The sequence below is a fragment of the Cellulomonas sp. P4_D11 genome, from assembly GCF_056401915.1.
The window spans coordinates 91,039-106,392 of record NZ_JBFUIK010000015.1; the positions used below are offsets into that span (position 1 = coordinate 91,039).

The 15,354-nt window shown below is 73.7% G+C and carries 17 protein-coding genes; 8 read left to right on the forward strand and 9 right to left on the reverse strand.

The features are described 5' to 3' along the window. Complete coding sequence (locus AC1DT4_RS11540; RefSeq protein WP_477089929.1) at positions 1–513, reverse strand: hypothetical protein; 513 nt, start codon at positions 511–513, stop codon at positions 1–3. 126 nt (positions 514–639) lie between these two features. Next, a complete protein-coding gene (locus AC1DT4_RS11545) occupies positions 640–1,416 on the reverse strand; it encodes a glycoside hydrolase family 16 protein (protein WP_477089930.1) in 777 nt (258 codons plus the stop codon). A 42-nt stretch (positions 1,417–1,458) separates the two neighbouring features. Between AC1DT4_RS11545 and AC1DT4_RS11550 the strand changes: the two genes are divergently transcribed. After that, complete coding sequence (locus tag AC1DT4_RS11550) at positions 1,459–2,025, forward strand: DUF998 domain-containing protein (RefSeq protein ID WP_477089931.1); 567 nt, start codon at positions 1,459–1,461, stop codon at positions 2,023–2,025. A gap of 96 nt (positions 2,026–2,121) precedes the next feature. Here the strand turns inward: AC1DT4_RS11550 and AC1DT4_RS11555 are convergent, their stop codons facing one another. Both AC1DT4_RS11555 and AC1DT4_RS11560 read right to left on the reverse strand, forming a co-directional pair. After that, positions 2,122–2,574 (reverse strand): SRPBCC family protein, encoded by a 453-nt coding sequence (locus tag AC1DT4_RS11555; protein ID WP_477089932.1) that lies wholly within the window; start codon positions 2,572–2,574, stop codon positions 2,122–2,124. Next, positions 2,567–2,917, reverse strand: coding sequence for an ArsR/SmtB family transcription factor (locus AC1DT4_RS11560; RefSeq protein ID WP_477089933.1), 351 nt, complete (start codon positions 2,915–2,917; stop codon positions 2,567–2,569). The genes AC1DT4_RS11555 and AC1DT4_RS11560 overlap by 8 nt, the downstream gene beginning before the upstream one ends. 157 nt (positions 2,918–3,074) lie before the next feature. On the opposite strand from AC1DT4_RS11560, the gene AC1DT4_RS11565 reads away from it, so the two are divergent. Next, a complete protein-coding gene (locus AC1DT4_RS11565) occupies positions 3,075–3,500 on the forward strand; it encodes a DoxX family protein (RefSeq protein ID WP_477089934.1) in 426 nt (141 codons plus the stop codon). Here AC1DT4_RS11565 and AC1DT4_RS11570 read toward each other — a convergent pair. Together AC1DT4_RS11570 and rlmC are read right to left on the reverse strand one after the other, a co-directional pair. After that, positions 3,497–4,630, reverse strand: a complete 1,134-nt coding sequence (locus AC1DT4_RS11570; protein WP_477089935.1) for a flavin-containing monooxygenase — start codon at positions 4,628–4,630, stop codon at positions 3,497–3,499. The two genes, AC1DT4_RS11565 and AC1DT4_RS11570, sit on opposite strands and share 4 nt — an antisense overlap. Positions 4,631–4,830: 200 nt before the next feature. Next, positions 4,831–5,955 carry a 23S rRNA (uracil(747)-C(5))-methyltransferase RlmC gene (rlmC, locus tag AC1DT4_RS11575; RefSeq protein WP_477089936.1) on the reverse strand — a complete coding sequence of 375 codons (1,125 nt, stop codon included), beginning with the start codon at positions 5,953–5,955 and terminating at the stop codon, positions 4,831–4,833. A gap of 479 nt (positions 5,956–6,434) precedes the next feature. On the opposite strand from rlmC, the gene AC1DT4_RS11580 reads away from it, so the two are divergent. The 3 genes from AC1DT4_RS11580 to AC1DT4_RS11590 are packed head-to-tail and all read left to right on the forward strand — an operon-like array spanning position 6,435 to position 9,230. Continuing rightward, the gene (locus AC1DT4_RS11580; protein WP_477089937.1) at positions 6,435–7,550 is read left to right on the forward strand and encodes an ABC transporter substrate-binding protein; all 1,116 of its coding nucleotides are present in this window, start codon (positions 6,435–6,437) and stop codon (positions 7,548–7,550) included. Positions 7,551–7,609: 59 nt separating this feature from the next. Next, complete coding sequence (locus AC1DT4_RS11585) at positions 7,610–8,335, forward strand: ABC transporter ATP-binding protein (protein WP_477065332.1); 726 nt, start codon at positions 7,610–7,612, stop codon at positions 8,333–8,335. Further along, positions 8,325–9,230: an ABC transporter permease gene (locus AC1DT4_RS11590; protein ID WP_477089938.1), complete on the forward strand. Its 906-nt coding sequence runs from the start codon at positions 8,325–8,327 to the stop codon at positions 9,228–9,230. Before AC1DT4_RS11585 ends, AC1DT4_RS11590 begins: the two co-directional genes overlap by 11 nt. On the opposite strand, the gene AC1DT4_RS11595 is transcribed toward AC1DT4_RS11590, so the two are convergent. Beyond that, positions 9,227–9,739, reverse strand: coding sequence for a mycothiol transferase (locus AC1DT4_RS11595; protein ID WP_477089939.1), 513 nt, complete (start codon positions 9,737–9,739; stop codon positions 9,227–9,229). The two genes, AC1DT4_RS11590 and AC1DT4_RS11595, sit on opposite strands and share 4 nt — an antisense overlap. Before the next feature lie 87 nt (positions 9,740–9,826). On the opposite strand from AC1DT4_RS11595, the gene AC1DT4_RS11600 reads away from it, so the two are divergent. Both AC1DT4_RS11600 and AC1DT4_RS11605 read left to right on the forward strand, forming a co-directional pair. Next, positions 9,827–10,585 carry an NAD-dependent epimerase/dehydratase family protein gene (locus AC1DT4_RS11600; RefSeq protein ID WP_477089940.1) on the forward strand — a complete coding sequence of 253 codons (759 nt, stop codon included), beginning with the start codon at positions 9,827–9,829 and terminating at the stop codon, positions 10,583–10,585. Next, positions 10,582–10,881 (forward strand): DUF1905 domain-containing protein, encoded by a 300-nt coding sequence (locus tag AC1DT4_RS11605; RefSeq protein ID WP_477089941.1) that lies wholly within the window; start codon positions 10,582–10,584, stop codon positions 10,879–10,881. Before AC1DT4_RS11600 ends, AC1DT4_RS11605 begins: the two co-directional genes overlap by 4 nt. Here the strand turns inward: AC1DT4_RS11605 and AC1DT4_RS11610 are convergent. Continuing rightward, on the reverse strand, positions 10,878–13,016 hold the full coding sequence (locus AC1DT4_RS11610; protein ID WP_477089942.1) for an alpha/beta fold hydrolase: 2,139 nt from the start codon (positions 13,014–13,016) through the stop codon (positions 10,878–10,880). The genes AC1DT4_RS11605 and AC1DT4_RS11610 overlap by 4 nt on opposite strands. A 32-nt stretch (positions 13,017–13,048) precedes the next feature. Next, on the reverse strand, positions 13,049–14,134 hold the full coding sequence (locus AC1DT4_RS11615; protein ID WP_477089943.1) for a class I SAM-dependent methyltransferase: 1,086 nt from the start codon (positions 14,132–14,134) through the stop codon (positions 13,049–13,051). Between the two features lie 110 nt (positions 14,135–14,244). Between AC1DT4_RS11615 and AC1DT4_RS11620 the strand changes: the two genes are divergently transcribed. Further along, on the forward strand, positions 14,245–15,354 hold a 1,110-nt coding region (locus AC1DT4_RS11620; protein WP_477089944.1), incomplete at its 3' end, for an AAA family ATPase.

The following is a 15,354-nucleotide window of genomic DNA, read 5'->3' on the forward strand; positions in this document are numbered from 1 at the left end:
CTAGAGAGTGACGGACGACGACGAGCTGACCTTGACGACGCCAGGGCCGAGGTTGGCGACGACGGTGACGCCGGACCCGGTGGGCACGGGCTCGTCGGCGCGCGCCGCGAGAGCCGTGCTCTGCCCGGCGACGACCAGCGAGATCTGCCCGAGGCCGCCCGCCGGGATGGACGTGGTGACCGTGGCGGTCTGGCCGACGTAGTCGCCGCTGGTGATCTGGTGGGCGGTAGGCCCGTTGCTCAGCGCGCGGGTCCCGGCTCCGGCGCCGGCGCCCACGAGGGCACCCGCCACGACTCCCCCGAGCGACGCCACGAGCACGCTCACGTCCGTCGTCGACAGCAGGAGGCCGCCGACGATGCCGAACGTGGCCAGGAACGAGAGCACGACCGTCGACGACAGGTAGCCGCCGGTGAAGTCGATGCTGTCGAGCGCCGGGTCGAGGAAGTCACCGACCGTGACGGTGAGGACCAGGAGCAGCAGCGCGACCCCGGCGATCACCCAGAAGATCAGCACGCGTCGAGGTCCTCACGGTCGGCAGGGAATGTCGGAGGCTCGGTTATACCGTGCGGCGGACCGCCCGCGCGGCGGAAATCCGACGTTGTGGACGACGGGTCCCCGGAACCATCCGAACGGCGGCGGTCAGGCGCGGGCGTATCCCCGCAGGCTGTCGACGACGAGCTCCGGGACCTCGTCGTCGTCGCCGCCGACGGACCGCCCCGGGAAGTCGAAGACGGCCAGCATGACCTGCATCGGGTAGGTCGGCGGACGCGGGCAGGTGCGTACCACGACGCCGTCGACGAGGAGCTGCGCGCGCTCGGCCGTCCAGTCGAGCGCGTAGCTGTGGAACACCGACACGTCGATCGGCAGCCGGACCGCGGCCCAATCCTCGACCACGTCGGGGTCCCGGAACGGGTGCAGGCCGACGCCGACAGCGGCGGACCCCGGACGGACGGCGTCGCCGAACACCTCCATCACGCAGATCTCGGCCGACCGCGACGGTTCGTCCTCGAGCCCGACCAGCCAGCACGCGACCATCGACCGCGGCGTCACCACGGCTCGAGCCCGCAGCTCGATGAGCCCGCTCGACGGCGTCCAGCCCCGGAACGGCTCCTGCTCCTCGCGCACCACGAGCCCGTCGCGGTACGGCTGCTGCCCGCGGGTGCCGCCCACCGGCCCGGACCAGTTGCCGGACTGGATGCCGGACACCCTCGTCGGCGGCAGGTGGTCGCCCTCGCACCAGACGCCCTGCGACGGCGGGATCCGCAGCACCAGGCAGGAGTCGCGCACCTCGTAGGACGCCCGCGTCCGCTCCCGGGAGCTCCAGGCCGGCAGGTAGTGCGGCAGCCAGACGGCAGGATCGAGGTCGGGGCCGTCGAAGTCGTCCTCGAAGACCAGTCCGTCGGGGTGGTCGGTCACGAACCCAGTCTCCGACAGCACCGAGCAGAAGGCAGCCCCTCCATGGACGTCCCCCGCTGGGCGCTCGCGTCCGCGATCGCCGCACCCGTCGCCATGATCGGCGGGTGGACCCTCGCGGCCGCGCAGCAGCCGTCGTTCGACGCGGTGCAGGAGACCATCAGCGCGCTCGCGGCCTCGACCGCGACCGACCCCTGGATCATGACCGCCGGCCTCGCGATCACCGGCGTGGCGCACATGGTCACCGCCGCCGGCCTGCGACCCGTCCCCCGGGTCGCCCGCGGGCTGCACGCGCTCGGCGGGGCCGCCACGCTCGCTGTCGCGGCCCTGCCCGTCGACGCCTACCCGAAGGCCCACGGCATCGCCGCGGGGATCGGGTTCGGCGCCCTCGCCCTGTGGCCGGCGTTCTCGCGACGCCGCGGCGCGACCGGCATCCTGCGGCCGGCGGTCGGCGTCGGCGCGTCCGTCGTGCTGGTCGGGCTGCTCGGCGCCTTCGTCGTCGAGCTGCAGGGCGACGGCGACGCGACGGGGCTCACCGAGCGTGCCGTCGCCGGCGCGCAGGCCCTGTGGCCCCTGGTCGTCGTCGTGGCCCTGCGCCGCCGGCAGCGCTGACGGGTCCGACGACGCCGGACGCCGGCGCCCACGCGGGGCGCCGGCGTCCGCCGGGATCGAGCCACCTAGGGCTGCACGCGCGGCGCTGCCTGCACCTCAGGCGAGCCGGTCCGTCAGGACGTCGAACGCCGAGTCCCACCCGTCGTAGACGTCCTCGTCGCCGGGCCGGCCGCCGATGCCGTCGACGTGGAACACCATGCGCGTGCGCTGGCCGAGGTCCTCGAGCGTCACGGTGATCACGGGCGCGAGCGACTCCGGGTCGTCCGGGTTCGCCCACGTGAACACCAGGCGCGACGGCTCCTCGACCTCGCGGTACGTCCCCGCGGTCGGGTAGGAGGACCCGTCGGGCGCGACCATCGTGTACGCGTAGCTGCCGCCGGGGCGGACGTCGAGCCGCACCGAGTCTCGCGGCGTCTCGAGCCCGCGCGGGTGCCACCAGGCGGCGGCCTCGTCCGGGTCGGTCCACGCGCGCCAGATCGCCGCGCGCGGCGCGTCGAAGATGCGCGTGATGGTGAAGGTCTTCTCCAGGGTCGGGTTCGTCTCAGTCATGATCTGCCTCTCCTCGGGTCGGTCGGATCTGTCGCAGTCGCTCGTCCAGCAGGTCGAAGCGCTCCTCCCAGTGCCGACGGTGACCGTCGACCCAGGTGGCGACCTCGTCCAACGGCTCCGTGCGCAGCGCACAGGTGCGCCACTGGGCCGTCACCGTGCGCTCGATGAGCCCGGCCTCCTCGAGCACCCGCAGGTGCTGCGAGACGGCGGACCGGCTCATGGCGAACGGTGCGGCCACCTCACCGGCGGTCGTCGGACCCTGCGAGAGCTGCGTGAGGATCGCCCGTCGGGTCGGGTCCGCGAGCGCGGCGAACACCACGCTGAGGCTGTCCCGTGCGGGCATGTGAGCAACTCCTTAATTAAGCGACACCTTCAACGTAGGCCGATCAATCTCTGTCGTCAACCCGCCAGCAGAGCAGGCCCGGACGACGCCGGGCTATCCACTGCGCTACCGGCTGCTCCGCTGAGCGGGGGGCAGCGACGCATGACACGCTGACCCGATGCCGCTGACCGACCGCCAGAGTCCCTCGATCGCCCGCACCGTCGGCCGGATCGCGCTCGGCGCGGGTCTGCTGTTCGCCGGCACCAGCCACCTCACCTGGAGCCGCACCGAGTTCCGCGCGCAGGTCCCGCCGTGGATCCCCGTCGGCGCGGACGCGGTCGTGGTCGGCTCCGGAGTGGTGGAGCTGGCGCTCGGCGGCGCGCTGGTCGCCCTGCCCAAGCAGCGCGTCACCGTCGGCTGGCTGGCCGCCGCGTTCTTCGTCGTGATCTTCCCCGGCAACATCTCGCAGCTGGTCACGCGGACCGACGCGTTCGGCCTCGACTCGGACCGGGCGCGCGCGATCCGGCTGCTGTTCCAGCCGCTGCTGGTCCTGTGGGCGCTCTGGTCCACCGGCGCCTGGCGGGCCTGGCGCAGGCGCCCTTAAGCCCGCCCGCGCGCGATCGCCCGGGCGATACGACCGGCATCGATCCGGAGCTCTCGGAACATCCCGCTGATCGGGTTGGTGTAGCCGGTGAAGTACAGCCCCGGCGCCGACGGGTGCGGCCCGTGGGTCCTCGGGAGCCCGCGGCCGTCCAGGACCCCCAGGTCGCCGACCAGCGGCTCGAGCCCGCGGCGGTACCCGGTCGCGGCCAGCACGACGTCGGGCGTGATCCGGGACCCGTCGGCGAGCACGACCTCCGCACCGTCCACCGACTCGACGGCCGCGACCGGCTCCACCGTGCCCGCCTGGACGGCGGCCAGCAGCCCGACGTCCTGCACGGGCACCGAGCCCTCCATCACGCGCGAGTAGAGGCCGGTGGTGGGCCGCGGCAGACCGTACTGCGACAGGTCGGGGACCTCGACGCGCGCGACGCCGCGGGCGATCACGTCGACCACGGGCACGGGCAGGTGCCGGACCAGGATCCCGGTGCCCTGGGCCGGCCAGCCGAAGTTCGACCGGCGGACGATGTGCGGCGGCGTCCGGACCGCGAGCCGCACGCGCGACGCGCCACCCTCGACCAGGTCGACCGCGATCTCGGCGCCCGTGTTGCCGACGCCGACGACGAGCACGTCCCGGCCGCGGTACGGCGTCGCCGTCCGGTACGTCGAGGCGTGCAGGACCTCGCCCGGGAAGCCCTCGACGCCCGGCCACGCCGGCGGCACGGGCGTGTGGTTGTAGCCGGTCGCGACGACCACCTCGGACGCCGCGATGGCCTCGCCGTCGGCGGTGATCACCGACCAGCCGCCGTCGGCCCCCCGCTCGATCCGGGCGACCTCGACGCCCGTGCGGACCTGCAGCCGGTGGTGCACGGCGTACATGTCGAGGTAGTGCACGACGTCCTGGCGCGCGACCCAGCGGCCGTAGCGACGCGGGAACGGCATGCCCGGCAGGCCGGAGAGGCGGCGCGTGGTGTGCAGGTGCAGGCGCTCGTAGTGCCGACGCCACGAGGCGCCGACGGCGTCCGAGCGCTCCAGCACGAGCGCCGGCACCCCGCGTCGGCCGAGCGAGGCGGCGACGGCGAGGCCCGCGGGGCCTCCGCCGACGACGATGACGGGGAGGCTGCCACTGTGCATGACACCTTCCTACCTCCTGGACGCGTGTCCAACCAAGGGCCGTCCGGGTGTCTGTGCCAGCGACAGTCCCGACGGACAGCCTGAACCGGCGCCCGCACGGGCGGCCTCCGCCACCCCGCCCGGCGCGCTCATGCTCGGCTGCGGTGTCGCCCTCCTCGTCTCGCCACCGACGAAGTGATCGCCCCGCTGGACGCGACCCGCTAGGCCCGCTCGAGCAGCGTGAGCACCTCGTAGTGCGTGGTCTGCGGGAACATGTCGAGCACCTGGGCGCGACGCGGGCGCAGCGACGGCATCGCGGCGAGGTCGCGGGCGAGCGACGCGGCGTTGCAGCTGGAGTAGACGACCTGCCGGACGTCGGACGCCTCGAGCCACCGGCTGAGCTCCTCCCCGATCCCCCGGCGCGGGGGGTTGACGATGACGAGCTCGGGGGCGGTCGGCGCGCCCCGCGCGAAGGCGGTCGCGTCGCCGGCCGCGAACCGGACGCGGGAGAGCCCGGCCTCCGCTGCGCTGAGCGTGGCGCTGGCGATCGCCTCGGTGCTGGTCTCGATGCCGACCACGTCGCGACCGGGGTCGGCGCAGTGCAGTGCGAACCCGCCGACCCCGCAGTAGAGGTCCCAGACGGAGGCAGGCGCCAGCTCCTCGACCCAGGCGGTCGCCTGCCGGTAGAGGGCGGCGGCGATCTCGGTGTTCGTCTGGAAGAAGCTCTGCGGCCGCAGGTGCAGGTCGACGCCGTTGAGCCGCATCCGCAGCGTCTCGTCGGCGGTGAGCAGGATCTCGCGGTCGCCCTCGAGCACCGCCTTGTGGTCGGGCAGCAGGTTGACGGAGACCACCCGGAGCGCCGGGAGCGCGGCGAGCAGCCACGGCAGGTGCTTGCGGATCCGCGCGACCGGCTCCTGCGACCGCAGCACGAACCGGAGCATGAGCTCGCCGTCGGGTGACGCCGTGACCAGCAGGTTCTTCAGCTCACCGGAGCGGGCCGGGACGTCGTACGGCGTGAGGTGCGCGCGGGTGACGAACGCGGCGAGCACGGGGAACGTCGCCGCGAGCTGGTCGGGGTAGAGGCCGCAGCCCTCCAGGTCGACCCCGCGCCCCTCGGCGTCGAGGATGCCGAGCGTCGGCTGCGCGACCGTGCCGCCGACGACCATCTTCGCCTTGTTCCGATAGCCCGACTCGCCCCCGCTGACGGGCGGCAGCCACTGGAGGTCGGCCCGCTCGCCCAGCAGGTGCTGGCAGTGCCGCTCCTTGTCCGCGACCTGCTCGCCGTGCGGGCGCCCCATCCACGTGCACGACCGGCAGCGGTAGGCGTCGAAGTAGGGGCACCGCATGGGCGCGACTCTACGTCGCGGTCCCCCGCGCCCCGTGCGGACCGCACCACCTCGTGAAAGGGCCGCGCGGCGTGCACCGGCCGGAGGCGGCACTGACGCTCGGCGGCTGAACAGCTGCCCAAATCCTGAGTAACCTGATCAACATACGAGACGAGGGTGTCCGGAACCGTCGGCAGCCGTCATCCTCGTCCCTATGCACACCGCCCGCCGCCCCGTCACGACGTGTTGTCCCGTCGTCACGGCCGCCGCGCGCCCCTGCTGTCTGCGGACCGTCTGAACCCAGCTCCGCCCCGTCCCCCGGCAGAGCGATCGACGCCCCGCCGCGCCTGACGGAGTCTCGACGCACCGCCACCCCCGTCCCCCACGGAGGTCACGCCTCATGGCGTCCACCCTTGCCCTTGCCCGCGTGTCGTCCGAGCGATGTCGCTGAGCCTGACCGCTCACCGACCCGCTCGCCCTCGACACCCCAAGGACCTGCCATGACTGCCCGGACCACGCGCCGCGTCGCCCTCGCACTGACCGCCCTGCTCACCGCCTCGCTGGCCGCCTGCTCGTCGGGTGCCGCCGCGGGCACCGACGACGCCGCCACCGACGCCACCACGCCGAGCGCCGACGCCCCGCTGGCGGAGGCCCCCGAGCTGCGGCTCGGCTACTTCGCCAACCTCACGCACGCCAACGCGCTCGTCGGCGTCGACGACGGCACCTACCAGAAGGCGCTCGGCGACACGAAGCTGACCACCCAGATCTTCAACGCCGGCCCCGCGGCCGTCGAGGGCCTGTTCGGCGGCGCGATCGACGCGTCGTTCGTCGGCCCCAACCCGGCCATCAACGCGTACGCGCAGTCGAACGGCGACGCGATCCGCATCGTCAGCGGCGCCACGTCGGGCGGCGCGCAGCTGGTCGTGCGCGACGGCATCGACTCGGCCGACGACCTCAAGGGCACGACGCTGGCCACCCCGCAGCTGGGCAACACGCAGGACGTCGCCCTGCGCGCGTGGCTGGACGAGCAGGGCCTCAAGACGTCCCTGACCGGCGGCGAGAGCGACGTGACCATCGCCCCGCAGGAGAACTCGCAGACGCTCGACGCGTTCAAGGCCGGGCAGCTGGACGGCGCCTGGCTCCCGGAGCCATGGGCGTCGCGCCTGGTGGTCGACGCCGGTGCGCACGTGCTCGTCGACGAGAAGGACCTGTGGCCGGACGGCGACTTCGTCACCACGCACCTCATCGTCTCGACCGACTTCCTCTCGAAGTACCCCGGCACGGTGAAGAAGCTCATCGAGGCGGAGTACGAGACGAACGAGTGGATCTCGGCCAACCCGGAGGAGGCCAAGACCCTGGCCAACTCGGCGATCGAGAAGCTCAGCGGCAAGCCGCTCTCCCAGGACGTCCTCGACCGGGCCTGGGGCAACCTGCGCCTCACGCTCGACCCGATCGCGTCGAGCCTGCAGACGTCGGCCGACAACGGCGTCGCGGCGGGCGTCTCCAAGGAGACCGACCTGCACGGGATCTACGACCTGACGCTGCTGAACCAGGTCCTCGCGGAGAACGGCAAGGACCCGGTCGACGACGCGGGCCTGGGGGTGTCGAGCAAGTGACGACCTCGACCGCGACGGCGACCCCGGTGACCGACTCCGGGGCCGCCGTCGCGGCGCGCCTGACGGACGTCACGCAGCACTTCGGCGAGGCGTCCCGGCCGCCGGTCCTGGAGCACATCGACCTCACCGTCCACCGCGGGGAGTTCGTGAGCCTGCTGGGCGCGTCCGGCTGCGGGAAGTCGACGCTGCTCTCCCTCGTCGCCGGCCTCGACAAGCCCGTGTCCGGGACCGTCGAGGTCACGGGCGGGCGGCCTGCGCTGATGTTCCAGGAGCCGGCGCTGTACCCGTGGCTCACGGCAGGCGCCAACATCGAGCTGGCCCTGCGGCTGCGCGGGATCGGCCGCACCGAGCGCCGCGAGGAGGCCCAGCGGCTGCTCGCGCTGGTCCGGCTCGAGGGTGCGGGCCCCAAGCGGGTGCACGAGCTGTCCGGCGGCATGCGGCAGCGCGTGGCGCTGGCCCGGGCCCTCGCGCAGGAGGGCGACCTCCTGCTCATGGACGAGCCGTTCGCGGCGCTCGACGCGATCACGCGCGACGTCCTGCACGAGGAGCTCATGCGCATCTGGGCCGAGACCGGCCGCGCCGTCATCTTCGTCACCCACAACGTCCGCGAGGCGGTCCGGCTGGGCCAGCGGGTCGTCCTGCTCTCCTCGCGGCCCGGCCGCGTGGTGCGGGAGTGGACCGTGGACCTGCCGCAGCCGCGGCGCATCGAGGACCCGGGGGTGTCGCGCCTGAGCGCCGAGATCACCGAGCACCTGCGTGAGGAGATCGCCCGCCATGGCCACTGAGACAGCGGCGCCCGTCCGCCCGAGCGAGCGCGACCTCGCCGCCGGCCTGGACGCACTCGAGACGCCGATCGCGGCCGCGCGCCGGTCCCCCTGGCAGGAGGCGTGGCGCGCGATCTGGCCGGTGCTCGGCGCCCTCGCCGTGCTGGTCATCGCCTGGCAGGTGGCCTACGTCCTCGAGCTCAAGCCCCCGTACGCCCTGCCCAGTCCCGCCGCCGTCTGGCAGACCCTGCTCGGGTCGATCGAGGACGGCTCCGCCTGGCGGGCGGTGAGCCTCAGCCTGCAGCGAGCCGCCGTCGGGTTCCTCATGTCCGTGGTCGTAGGCGTGGCCATCGGGGTCGTGCTCGCGGCCTCGCCCCTGCTCCGACGCGCGTTCGGCCCGATCATCACCGGCCTGCAGTCGCTGCCGTCGGTCGCCTGGGTGCCCGCCGCGATCATCTGGTTCCAGTTCAGCAACGCGACGATGTACGCGGTGATCCTGCTCGGCGCCGTGCCCTCGATCGTCAACGGCCTGCTCGCCGGCACGGACCAGGTGCCTCCGCTGTACCTGCGCGTCGGCCAGGTGCTCGGCGCCCGCGGGTGGACCCGGATCCGGTACGTGCTGCTGCCCGCGGCGCTGCCCGGCTTCCTCGGCGGGCTCAAGCAGGGCTGGGCGTTCGCGTGGCGCTCGCTCATGGCCGCCGAGCTCATCACCTACTCGCCGCAGCTGGGCACCGGCCTCGGTCAGCTGCTCGACATCGGCCGGCAGACCAGTGACATGTCGCTCGTCATCGCGGCGATCAGCCTGATCTTCCTGGTCGGCATCCTCATCGAGCTGCTCGTCTTCGCGCCGCTCGAGCGCCACGTGCTGCACTCCCGCGGGCTGACCGGCACGGTGTCGTCGAAGAACGGCCGCTAGGAGCTCGCCCGCTCCAGCAGCCCGCGGACGTACGACGCCTGCCCGGCGTGCTGCAGGCTGTCGCCGACCACGCTGACCAGCCGAACGCCCAGCGTCACGGGCGGGTCCCAGCGCTCGTCGACGACCACGTCGAGGTCGGTCTCCGTCAGGCGCGCGAGGTACGCGGCCGACTGCTCGGCAACCGCCGCGTAGTACCCGAGCAGGAGCTCGCCCGACGCCCGGACCTGGCCGACCTCCTCGGAGCTCTGCCCGTACCCGCTGGCGGAGCGGGCGAACGGCAGGTCGAAGCGGTCCGCCCAGCCCTGCGCGGTCCAGACCTGCTCGACGCCCGCGACGTCGGCGATCTGCGCGTCCTCGCCGCGCCCGGCGTGCCAGGCGAGCCACGCGATGGAGTTGGCCCGCGGGTCGGGGCGGAACGCGAGCTCGTCGACGGACAGCCCGTCGACGGCGCGGCGCAGCACGTCGCCCACGCGGGAGAAGGACTCGGTCAGCAGCTGGGAGACGTCCACGAGCAGGACGCTACGTCGGCGCACGCGGGCGCGCGCGATGGGGAAGGATGGCGCCCGGCGCAGGGGCCTGACGCGGAGGGATCGACGATGAGCGGCACGGTGGTGGTCACCGGGGCTGCCGGGCGGATCGGCCGGTACCTCCGGCACGCGGACGGCGGGCTCGCGGCGCGCGGCTGGGCGCCGGTGCTGGTGGACGTCGCCGACCCCGGCGAGCCGTTCACCCCCGTCGACGTCGCCGACGAGGACGCCCTCGACGCCCTCACCGCGGTCATGGCCGGCGCGGACGCCGTGGTGCACCTGGCGGGGATCCCGCACGAGGACACCTGGAAGTCCATCCGCCGGACCAACATCGACGGCACCTACCGGGTGCTGGAGGCGGCCCGACGCGCCGGCGTCGGACGCGTGGTCCTGGCGAGCTCCTGCCACGCCGTCGGCTTCTACCCGGCCGACCAGGTCGCGCGCACCGACCGGCCGACCCGCCCCGACACGTTCTACGGGGTCTCCAAGGTCGCCGACGAGGCGCTGGCCAGCCTGTACGCCGACCGGCACGGGCTCGGATGCGTCTCGCTGCGGATCGGCCAGTGCGACGACCGTCCGCGCAGCGCCTTCGACCTCGGGATCTGGCTCAGCCCCGGCGACGCCGTCCGGCTGGTCGACGCCGCCCTGCGGGGACCCGTCGTCGGGCACGTCGTCGCCTACGGCATCTCCGCGAACACCCGCGGCTGGTGGGACCTGACCAGCGCGCGCGCCCTCGGCTACGAGCCCCAGGACGACGCCGAGCGCTTCGCCGACGACGTCACGCCCTACGACGGCCCGCGCCTGCTCGGTGCCGACATGACGTCATGACGGGCTACGCCTTCGAGGCGCCGCTGTGGCTCTGGGAGGCCCGGCGCACCGACGCGTGGACCTTCGTCAGCCTGCCGACGGCGGTGGCCGACGAGGTGCTCGACCTGGTGGGTGACCGCGCCCGCGGGTTCGGCTCCGTGCGGGTCGAGGTGACGGTCGGTGGCACCGTCTGGCGGACGTCGATCTTCCCGTCCTCCGACACCTACGTCCTCCCGGTCAAGAAGGCGGTGCGCCGCGCCGAGTCGCTGGAGGTCGGCGACCCGGTGCAGGTGACCCTGACACTCGTGGACTTCTAGACCAGGTCCGCCAGCATCGCCGCCGCCCGCGCCGCACCGTCGGTCTGCACCGGCCGGTACCGCACGTCCCGCCCGGCCTCCTTGAGGATCGCCTCCGCGAGCCCGTCGGGGTCCAGCGCGTCCTCGTACGCCAGGTGGCGGCCGGCCTCGTAGCGGTCGAGCCGCTTGCGCACGTGCAGGTTCTGCTCGAAGTGGTGGCGCAGGGGAACGTAGACGAACGGCTTGTTCAGCGCGGTGAGCTCCATGGTCGTCGTCAGCCCGCCCTGCACCACGGCCACGTCGCAGGCCGCGAGGTGCCGGAACAGGTCGGGCACGTAGCCGAGCACCGTGGACCCCTCGTACGCCGGCAGCGAGGCGGGATCGATGCGCGGACCCGTGACGAACGCGAACCGGATCTCGGGCGCCGCCTCGCGCACGAGCGGCACGACGTCCATGACGCGCCGCAGCAGCGACGTCCCGACGCCCGACCCCCCGACCGTCACCAGGCAGAGCTTCTCCCCCGGCCCGACGCCCAGCTCGGCGCGCAACCGCTCCGTGCCCTCGAGCTGCCCGGGGTCGAACCCGGTGACGTAGCCGGCGAAGTCGAAGTTCTCCTCGGTCCAGGTGCGGATGCTGGGCAGGCCGGGGCCGAAGTCGTCCTCGACGATGTCGTCGGGGTCGCCGACGAACACCGACCGGTCCCGCACGCGCGCGAACCGTGCGCGCTGCTCGATCATCTCGGCGTTGTAGTCGGCGGTCAGCGCGGCCTCGCGGGCACCGCCGTCGGCCATCGGCAACCACCCGACGAAGTCGGTCATCCACGCGAACGCGAACCGCTTGAGCTCGGGGTTCTCGTGCAGGAAGTAGTCGACGTCCCACGCCTCGTCGCCGATCACCAGGTCGTAGTCGCCGTCGACGACGACCTCGTCGAACACCATGAAGTTGTGCACCAGGATCTCGTCCATCCGGCGGATCGCCTGGAACGCGTGCAGGTCGTGCTCGCCGGCCTCGTGCTCGATGTGCCCGGACTCGTTGCGCAACCAGGCGGACGCCGGGTGGACGCGCTCGCCGTGCTGCGCGAGCACGCGCGTCACGGGGTTCTGGGCGAGCCAGTCGATCTGCAGCTCCGGCCGGCGCGCGCGCAGCTCGGCCGCGATGCTGACGTCGCGCTGGGCGTGCCCGAGGCCGATGGGCGACGAGAGGTAGAGCGCGCGCGGCGCCCGGCTCGCGGCCCGCCGCCACGTCGGCCTGAGCCGGGTCGGGTGGAGCCGGTCCACGAACTGCGCGATGAGGTGGTTGACCTTCACCGGGTCGCGCGCCGACGGGCCGTGACCCGCGTGCTCGAGCAGGACCAGGTCGCCGCGCGTGAGCTCGGCCAGCTTCTCGCCGAACGCCTGCGGCCGGATGCGGTCGTCGGTGCCGTGCACCACGACCACCGGGCACGTGACCTGCCGGGCCAGCGGCGCGATGGGCTCGCAGATGGCTCCGTCGCAGCCCATGCGGCCGGCGGTCGTGTCCGCGAGCACCTGCGGCGTGATCTCGTGCGCCCAGCCGATGCAGTCCTCGATCTGCTTGGTCGAGTGCGGCTCGGAGAACATCTTGTGGAAGAAGAACGCCGTGAAGTCGTCGTACCCGCCGCCCAGCCAGTAGTGCTTGTTGTACTTGGCCCAGCCGTGGGTGTCGTCCAGCGGCTCGTCCCACGGCACGTGGTCGCGGCCCGGCGTGGCCACGTCCAGGCCGCACGACGGGGCGATCGCCATCAGCCCGGTGACCCGTTCGGGGTGCTTGGCGGCGACGTGCACCGCCCAGGACGCCCCGCACGACTCGGTGACCAGCACCGCGGCACGGGTCTCCGTGGCGTCGAGCACCGCGACGATGTCGTCCGCGTACTCGACGTCCGTGTAGGCGGCCGCACCCTCAGGCCGCCCGGAGCGGCCGCTCCCCCGACCGTCGAACGTGATGACCCGGTAGTGCCGCGCGAGGAAGCCGAGCTGGGCCTTCCAGAACAGCGACGGCACGATCGACCAGGTGGGGACCAGCACCACCGTCGGCGCGTGGTCCTGGCCGTACACCTCGTAGGCGAGCTCGACCCCGTCCCGCACCACGACGCCGACGTCGTCGGGATCGGCGGACCTGCTCGGGCGACGCTGGGTCACCCGAGCAGTGTCCGCCTGCGGGGTGCCCTGCGTCACGGGCGCACCTCGAACACGTTGTTGAACGGTGTGCTCGCGGCGGTGCGGAAGCCGGTGAACCCGGCGGCCGTGGAGACGTCGCGGATCTTGGCCGGGCCGGCCTGCGTGCCGAGCGCGAGCCCGACGTCCTGGCTGAGCGACGCGGGCGTGCAGAGCAGCGTGGAGAAGCCGTAGTACGTCCGGCCGACGGTGTTGAGGTTGTCCTCGACGCGGTCGCCCGCCATGGGCTCGACCACCATCCACGTGCCGTCGTCGGCGATCGCGCTGCGCACGTGCCGGGCCGCGCCCACCGGGTCGCCCATGTCGTGCAGGGCGTCGAAGACCGCGATCAGGTCGTAGCCGGTGCCGGTGAACTCCGTCGCCGACGCCACCTCGAACGTGACCCTGTCGGAGACGCCCGCCGCGGCAGCCCGCTCGCGCGCCACCGCGATCGACTCGGCGTGGTAGTCCGAGCCGACGAACGTCGAGCTCGGGAACGCCCTGGCCAGCAGGATCGTCGACGCGCCGTGCCCGCAGCCGACGTCGGCCACGCGCGCGCCCGCTTCGAGCTTCGCCTGCACGCCGTCGAGCGCGGGGATCCACTCGGTGAGCAGGTGCCCGTTGTACATCGTGCGGAAGAACCGCTCGCAGCCGTGGTGCACGTCGCCGTTGTGCGCGTGCCAGCCGAGCCCGTCGCCGTCCTTCGCGATCGAGAAGATCTCCTCGGAGTCCCGGACGGTGCCGTACGCGAGCTGGAAGAACCCGGGCAGGTACGCCGGGCTGCTCTCGTCGGTCAGCGCGGCGGCGTGCTCGGCCGGCAGGGTGTAGCGGCGCGCCTCGGCGTCGTACTCGACGTAGCCGCCGGCCGCCTGGTTGTTGAGCCACTCGCGGGCGTACGGCTCGCTCGTGCCGGTCTGCTCGGCCAGCTCGGCCGGCGTGATCGGGCGGCCGTCGGCCATCGCGCGGTAGTAGCCCAGCTTGTCGCCCATCACGACGAGCGCGGTGTTGAGGGTCGCGCCGACCTCGTCGACGGCGCGGAACACGAACGACATGAGCTTGTCGGGGTCGATGGTCCGCTCGGTGAACGGCAGGGTCTGGGTCATGGTGATGCTCTCCTCGTGCGCTATGTCGGATCTGTCCCTGCCGACAGTGGCCGGGGTGGGCACCCCCTCGGATCAGGGGACCCCCCTGGTGCGCTCCCTAGACTCGGTCCGTGCTGGTCGGCCGCGAGCGCGAACGCCAGGTCATCGGGAAGCTGGTGGCCGGCGCGCGCGTGGGAGAGAGCGGCACGCTGGTGCTCACCGGCGAGGCGGGGATCGGCAAGAGCGCGCTCCTCGAGGACGCCGCCGCGGCCGTGTCCGCCGCGGGGATGCGCGTGCTGCGGGCCGCGGGGATCGACGCCGAGCGGGAGGTGCCGTTCGGCGGCCTGCTCCAGCTGCTGCGCCCCGTGCTCGACCAGCTCGATGCCATCCCGGCGCCGCAGGCGGAGGCGCTGGGGTCGGCGCTCGCGCTGGTGCCGGGTTCGGGCGGCGAGCGGTTCGCGGTGGGCGCCGCGGTGCTGAGCCTGCTGAGCCGCGTCGCCGAGGACGGCCCGGTGGCGGTCCTCGTCGACGACGCGCACCTGCTCGACCCGCCGTCGGCGCAGGCGCTGTGCTTCGCGGCCCGACGCCTGACCGCCGACCCGGTCGTCGTCCTGCTCGCGGTCCGCGACGAGGCGCCCTCGGTGGTCGGCTCGGCGGGCCTCCCGGAGCTTCCGCTCGTCGGGCTGGCCGAGGCCGACGCGGCGTCGCTCGCCGGCTCGGTCGGCCACCGGCTCTCCGACGAGGCCCGCGGCCGGCTGCTCGCCGCGACCGGCGGCAACCCGCTCGCTCTCCTCGAGCTCACGGACGAGGGCGTCGACGCCGTCCCGCCCGGTGCGCCCATCCCGGTGCCGGCCTCGCTGGCCAGGACGTTCGCGCGCCGGGCGGACCCGCTCTCCCCGTCGGCCCGCACGGCCCTGCTGGTCGCGGCCGCCGGCGGGGGTGACCTCGCCGCGATCACCGGCGCGTGCGCGCTGCTCGACGTCTCCGTGGCCGACCTCGACGAGGCCGCGCACGCGCAGCTGCTCACCGTCGGGCCCGACCGTGTGACGTTCCGGCACGACCTGGTCCGCTCCGGGATCTACGCCGAGGGCAGCCCGGCCACACTCCGCGCCGTCCACGCGGCGCTCGCGCAGGCGGTCCCCGCGGACGACGTCGACCGCCGCGCGTGGCACCTCGGCGAGGCGACGGCCACCCCGGACGCCGGCGTCGCGACCGTGCTCGACGACGCCGCGACCCCCGCC

Bases quoted from the DNA above. Each gene is read 5' to 3' on its own strand.
- AC1DT4_RS11565 (WP_477089934.1), top strand. From the start codon at position 3,075: ATGCCGCTGACCGACCGCCAGAGTCCCTCGATCGCCCGCACCGTCGGC.
- AC1DT4_RS11580 (WP_477089937.1), top strand. From the start codon at position 6,435: ATGACTGCCCGGACCACGCGCCGCGTCGCCCTCGCACTGACCGCCCTG.
- AC1DT4_RS11570 (WP_477089935.1), bottom strand. From the start codon at position 4,630: ATGCACAGTGGCAGCCTCCCCGTCATCGTCGTCGGCGGAGGCCCCGCG.
- AC1DT4_RS11550 (WP_477089931.1), top strand. From the start codon at position 1,459: ATGGACGTCCCCCGCTGGGCGCTCGCGTCCGCGATCGCCGCACCCGTC.
- AC1DT4_RS11590 (WP_477089938.1), top strand. From the start codon at position 8,325: ATGGCCACTGAGACAGCGGCGCCCGTCCGCCCGAGCGAGCGCGACCTC.
- AC1DT4_RS11555 (WP_477089932.1), bottom strand. From the start codon at position 2,574: ATGACTGAGACGAACCCGACCCTGGAGAAGACCTTCACCATCACGCGC.
- AC1DT4_RS11605 (WP_477089941.1), top strand. From the start codon at position 10,582: ATGACGGGCTACGCCTTCGAGGCGCCGCTGTGGCTCTGGGAGGCCCGG.
- AC1DT4_RS11615 (WP_477089943.1), bottom strand. From the start codon at position 14,134: ATGACCCAGACCCTGCCGTTCACCGAGCGGACCATCGACCCCGACAAG.
- rlmC (WP_477089936.1), bottom strand. From the start codon at position 5,955: ATGCGGTGCCCCTACTTCGACGCCTACCGCTGCCGGTCGTGCACGTGG.
- AC1DT4_RS11560 (WP_477089933.1), bottom strand. From the start codon at position 2,917: ATGCCCGCACGGGACAGCCTCAGCGTGGTGTTCGCCGCGCTCGCGGAC.
- AC1DT4_RS11600 (WP_477089940.1), top strand. From the start codon at position 9,827: ATGAGCGGCACGGTGGTGGTCACCGGGGCTGCCGGGCGGATCGGCCGG.